General features: G+C 67.6%; 3 protein-coding genes. 2 read left to right on the top strand and 1 reads right to left on the bottom strand.

What is annotated here, in order from left to right:
* Nucleotides 1–28 precede the first annotated feature (28 nt).
* On the bottom strand, nt 29–1,582 hold the full coding sequence (locus B1729_RS19720; RefSeq protein WP_204260170.1) for an alpha/beta hydrolase-fold protein: 1,554 nt from the start codon (nt 1,580–1,582) through the stop codon (nt 29–31).
* Between the two features lie 264 nt (nt 1,583–1,846).
* On the opposite strand from B1729_RS19720, the gene B1729_RS19715 reads away from it, so the two are divergent.
* Both B1729_RS19715 and B1729_RS19710 read left to right on the top strand, forming a co-directional pair.
* Nucleotides 1,847–4,045, top strand: coding sequence for an alpha/beta hydrolase-fold protein (locus B1729_RS19715; RefSeq protein ID WP_239539728.1), 2,199 nt, complete (start codon nt 1,847–1,849; stop codon nt 4,043–4,045).
* Nucleotides 4,046–4,247: 202 nt separating this feature from the next.
* Nucleotides 4,248–4,850, top strand: coding sequence for a GNAT family protein (locus B1729_RS19710; protein ID WP_239526191.1), 603 nt, complete (start codon nt 4,248–4,250; stop codon nt 4,848–4,850).
* Nucleotides 4,851–4,886 lie beyond the last annotated feature (36 nt).

Raw genomic sequence — 4,886 nt, 5'->3', positions numbered from 1 at the left:
TCTGCCGGCAACCCGCGTCGATGAGCGGCTACTGCCAGTAACCCACGTTGAAGAGGATCTTCTGGGCGACCGGGAGCAGTGCGGCGGACTGGTCCGCCGTCAGCTTCCGGGCGGCAGTGAAGCCGTCGACCTGGGCGACGAAGCCGTTCAGCACTTCGAGGGCGCCCGCACCGTCACCCTTGGCGACGAGGCTCAGTGCCTGATCGAGCTTGACCGTGAGGGCGTTCTTGTTCCCGCCGTTCAGAGCCGTGCCCGCGACACTCGCCTTGAGGGTGTCGATCTCATCCTTGATGAACGCCTCCGGGTGCCAGAGGTAGTCGCGCGCGAACGTCGTGAACAGCTGATTCCACGCGTTGAAGTCGTGCGCGCCGGCCACGACGACGTTCTCGACGAAGCCGACATTGTCGAGCGCCGCGACCGTGTTCGCGTTCGGCAGACCGAAGTCCCAGAGCCCGCCGCCGTACAGGATGTACGGCGCAGCCAGGTTCGGCGTCGTGGTGCGAACGCTCGCCCCGCCGCTCCACGGCCCGTAGTATCCGAACGCGTCGGCATCGAAGTTGATCAGGTTCTGGGTCACGAAGCTGCCGGCCGACAGGCCCGCGAACGCACGGTCGATCGCGTCCGTCGAGACGTTGTAGTTCGACTCGACGAACGGGATGACCACGTTCCGCAGGTTGGGGTAGCCCTGGTTGGCGGCGCCGAGGTAGTTCGTGTTCGTCGTGATGACGATCGCGGGCTCGGTGTCGCCGTCGTGGATCAGGTTGTCCATGATGACCGGGACGTCGCCGATGTTCATCCAGTCGGACTGATCCTGGCCGCCACCGTGCTGCATGTAGATCGTCTTGTACGGCTCCGCCCGCTCAGGGTCGTAGCCCGGCGGGAGGTAGACGCCCATGGTGCGCGTCGTGCCGTTGACCTCGAACGGGACATAGCTCCACGTGCCCTTGGGCGAGTCGTCCCGCTCGAGCTCGATCTGACGCGCGGCGAGGGGCTCGTAGTTCTGCTTGGCCGCGTCGTAGGGGACGAACACCTTGTTGAACGCGCGCCGAGCCGTGCCGGTCAGCCCGTCGGGCGCGTAGATCGGCGAGTTCGCCGGGTCGGCCACCCACAGGCTCGTGTTGTTGTTCACGTAGAACCAGTACTGGTTCACGCCGGCTGCGAGAGGCACCTCGGCCACCCAGTACCCGCCGCCCGCGTTGGTCATCTCGACGTCGTACGCGCCGCCGCCGCGCATGAGTCCCGGGCGGTAGTCCCAGGGGCTGTACACGGTGGTGTCCGTGCGGTCCTCCCAGTTGCGCAGCATGATGTCCGCGACGAAGCGGACGCTGGTCGCGTCGGGGTTGTAGTAGACGAAGCGCCCGGTGTAGCCGGTGGGCGACTCCGGATCCGCGATGATCGTCGGGCCGGGGGTCAGATCGCCCTCGTCCGCTCGGGCCGTGCCCGGTGCCATGGTGAGCAGCATGGCCCAGGCGAGGATCACGACGGCCAGTGCCTTCAGGCGCCGGCTGCGGAAGATTCCGTCCCTCTGGGCCTCGTGCGGGACCCCCGCGTCAGGTGTGCGCTGTTGCGCGATACTCTCCACCGTTCCTCCTCGAATGGCCGTTGAGCGCCGGCGGTCCCGCTCGGCGGGGCCACGCTATCGCCGGTTTACGACGTTGTAAAGTTAATCTTTACGACGTTGTATATCCCTCTTGACCGAATGCGAGTGGCTCTGTAAGAGTGAGCGAGGACGGGAGTTACTACGTTGTAAATGCGCACGTCGCCGTGTGCCTGCCCGTCTCAGCCAGTCGGCCCCGGGGGTCAGGGTGCTCCCGGAGTCGGTCGAGTCACACGAGATGAGGAATCGATGGAGATCACATCCGAGGACCGGCGCTCGGGCCGGTTCGCGAGAGCGAGACGAGCCGTCGCGGTCGTCACGGCCGCAGTCCTGGCATTCGCCGGGCTGATGGCGGCCGCGCCGGCCAGCGCGGCGGACCCGTGGATCGCGCAGCAGGAAGGCGGCTATCTGCGGATCGCCGTGCCGAACGCCGCCGTCGAAGCCGCGGTCGGGCCGGTGTCGCAGGTGGTCGTCGAGGGCAACTTCGGGCCCTCGCACAACTGGGCGCAGATCGGACTGCAGCGCAGCGGCGCGAACTGGACCGCGACATACGGGCCCTTCGAGCCCGGCCTGTACTACTACCAGGTCACGGGTGACGACAGCAAAGTCCTGAAGGACACGAGCAACCCGACCAGCGTCGCGTCCGAACCGGAGTGGAGCACGTTCTTCATCCCCGGCGAGTCGGCAGCTCTGCTGGCCGACGCGCCGGAGCAGGCCGGCGCCATCCAGACGCTGTCGTACGACAGCGCGGTCGCGGGCGAGGAGCGTCAGGCACTCGTCTGGGTTCCGCCGACGTACACGCCCAAGGGCAAGAAGCTCCCGGTGCTGTACCTCCAGCACGGAGGCGGCCAGAGCTACCGCGACTGGGTCGAGGTGGGGCGTGCGGAGCAGATCCTCGACAACCTGTGGCTGACCGGACAGCTCGAGGACATGCTCGTGGTGATGGGCAACGGCAACGTCGACGACTTCTCGGCGGAGCTGCTCGAGAACATCGTCCCCGCCGTCGAGCGCACCTACAACGTCTCGCCCTCCAAGAACCATCGGGCACTGGCCGGACTGTCGATGGGCGGCGGGCAGGCATTCGAGGTGTTCAGCGAGCACCCGGGCGAGTTCGACGCGATCGGCACCTTCGGAGCCGGACGCTTCGGCGACCTCGATGCCATCCCCGTCGACAGGATGAACGACCGCACCGAGCTGTTCCGCGTCTACGTCGGCAACAAGACCGACATCGCGTACAACGACGTGTACGACTCGTTCCAGAAGTTCGACGCGCTGGGGCTGGACTACCAGTTCGACGGTGTGAACCCGGATGCCGGGCACAACTGGAACGCCTGGCAGGAGAACCTCATCGACTTCGCGCCCCGGCTGTTCACCGGTGCGGCGTCGGACCCCGCGATGAGCGAGGGGCACACCGCGCTCACGGAGCGCTTCGAGCCGCCGGCCGCCGGCACGACGCCCACGCCCTGGCTCACCGAGGACGACTTCGTGACGTTCGAGACGACGACCGACTTCGCCGATGCCGAGTACGTCTCCGTGTGGGCGAACTGGGCGCCCGGCGGCAGCTGGCTTCGCGTGGAGATGAACAAGGTCGGTGATCGCTGGAGGGCGACCGTCGGTCCGCTCGAGGAGAAGTTCTACCACTACCGGCTCATCGTCGATCGCCAGTCCGTCAAGGACACGTCCAACCCGACGAAGGTGACATCGGAGCCGGCGTGGAGCACCTTCCTCGTCCCGGGCAAAGGCTCGCGCCTGCTCGCCGACGTGCCGCAGGGCCAGGGCGGGAACCTGGAGGTCATGACGTACCAGAGCACCGTGGCCGGTCAGCAGCGCAATGCCTACGTATGGACCCCACCGGGGTACGACCCCGACCGCGCCGAGCCCTATCCGCTGTTCGTGCTCAACCACGGTGGCGGTCAGAGCTGGACCGACTGGGTGGAGGTCGGGCGTGCGCGCCAGATCCTCGACAACCTGTCGCTGGATGGCGCCACCGAGCCGATGGTCGTCGTGATGCCCAACGGCAATGTCAGCAACTACCCCCGGGAGTTGCTCGAGAACGTCGTGCCGGTGACGGAGGAGCGCTACAACGTCAGCAGCGATCCCGCCGACCGGGCGCTGGCCGGGCTGTCGGCCGGAGGGGCGCGTACGGTGTCGGTGCTCAAGGCGCACCCCGGCGAGTTCGCCTGGATCGGGACGTTCGCGGCGGGCTTCGGCGGGACGGCGGGCGTCGATGCAGCGGCCATCAACGCGGGCACCGAGCTGTATCGGATCTACACCGGTGACATCACGGACTTCACGTACGGGTCGGTGATGAGCTCCCTTCCGGTGCTGGACCAGCTGGGCATCGAGTACGAGTTCGACGGCGTGACGGTCGGCCCTCACGGGTGGGACGTCTGGCAGAAGAACCTCATCGATCTGGCTCCGCGTCTGTTCCAGGACCCGAACGGGTGACCGGACTCCGCGTCGGGCGCGCGCCGCGCCCGACGCGGAGTTGCGCGCGAGCGCGGCAGGTTCGGGTGTCACGATCTGCGGCCTCGCAGGCGTCGACTCCACAGAACGTGACACCCGAACGACGGGCGCCGTCCGAATGAAGGCCTCGGCGTGAACGGATGCCTCGGGCCGCGGCATCCGTGATCCTGCGAGACTGACGCGGGTGAGCGCATATCGAGTGATCGGCCGGAGCGGCGGTGTGGCCGTCCGGGCCTACGAGGAAGGCGACCTCGAGGCCTATCGCCGCTGGCTGCAGCCCGAGCAGGACTGGCACCGGTGGGACGGGCCGTACTTCGCGAAGCTCTCTGCCGCCGAGATCGACGAGCGCCTCGACCGGTTCCGCGGTCGCCTCGCGTCGGGGGAGTACGCCGCCGCGTCGCCGCTGGTGCGAGCCGTGATCGTGATGGACGAAGCGCCCGACGCCATGGTGGGCTCGATCTCGTGGCACTGGGAGTCCGAGGAGTCGGACTGGCGCCGCATGGGCCTTACCGTCTACGACCCCGCGACCCGGGGCCGCGGCGTCGGCACGGAGGCAATGCGGATCTGGACCGACTACCTCTTCGCGACGACCGAGGTGGTGCGTCTGGACTACTCGACGTGGTCGGGCAACTCGCGCATGCTCGGTGTCGGGCACCGGCTCGGCTTCGTCGAGGAGGCGCGCTTCCGTGACGCGCGCGAGGTGCGCGGTGCGCGCTACGACTCCGTCGTCATGGGTGTGCTGCGGGCGGAGTGGGACGCCCTGCCGGTGCACTCGACGCTCGAGTAAGCCGCGTTTCAGTGAGAGTGTAAAAGATTCTTGACA

Source organism: Microbacterium sp. B35-04 (assembly GCF_010634885.1).
Classification (GTDB): Bacteria; Actinomycetota; Actinomycetes; order Actinomycetales; family Microbacteriaceae; genus Microbacterium.
The sequence above is the reverse complement of the archived record's forward strand: the minus strand, read 5'-3'. Positions and strand labels throughout refer to the sequence as shown.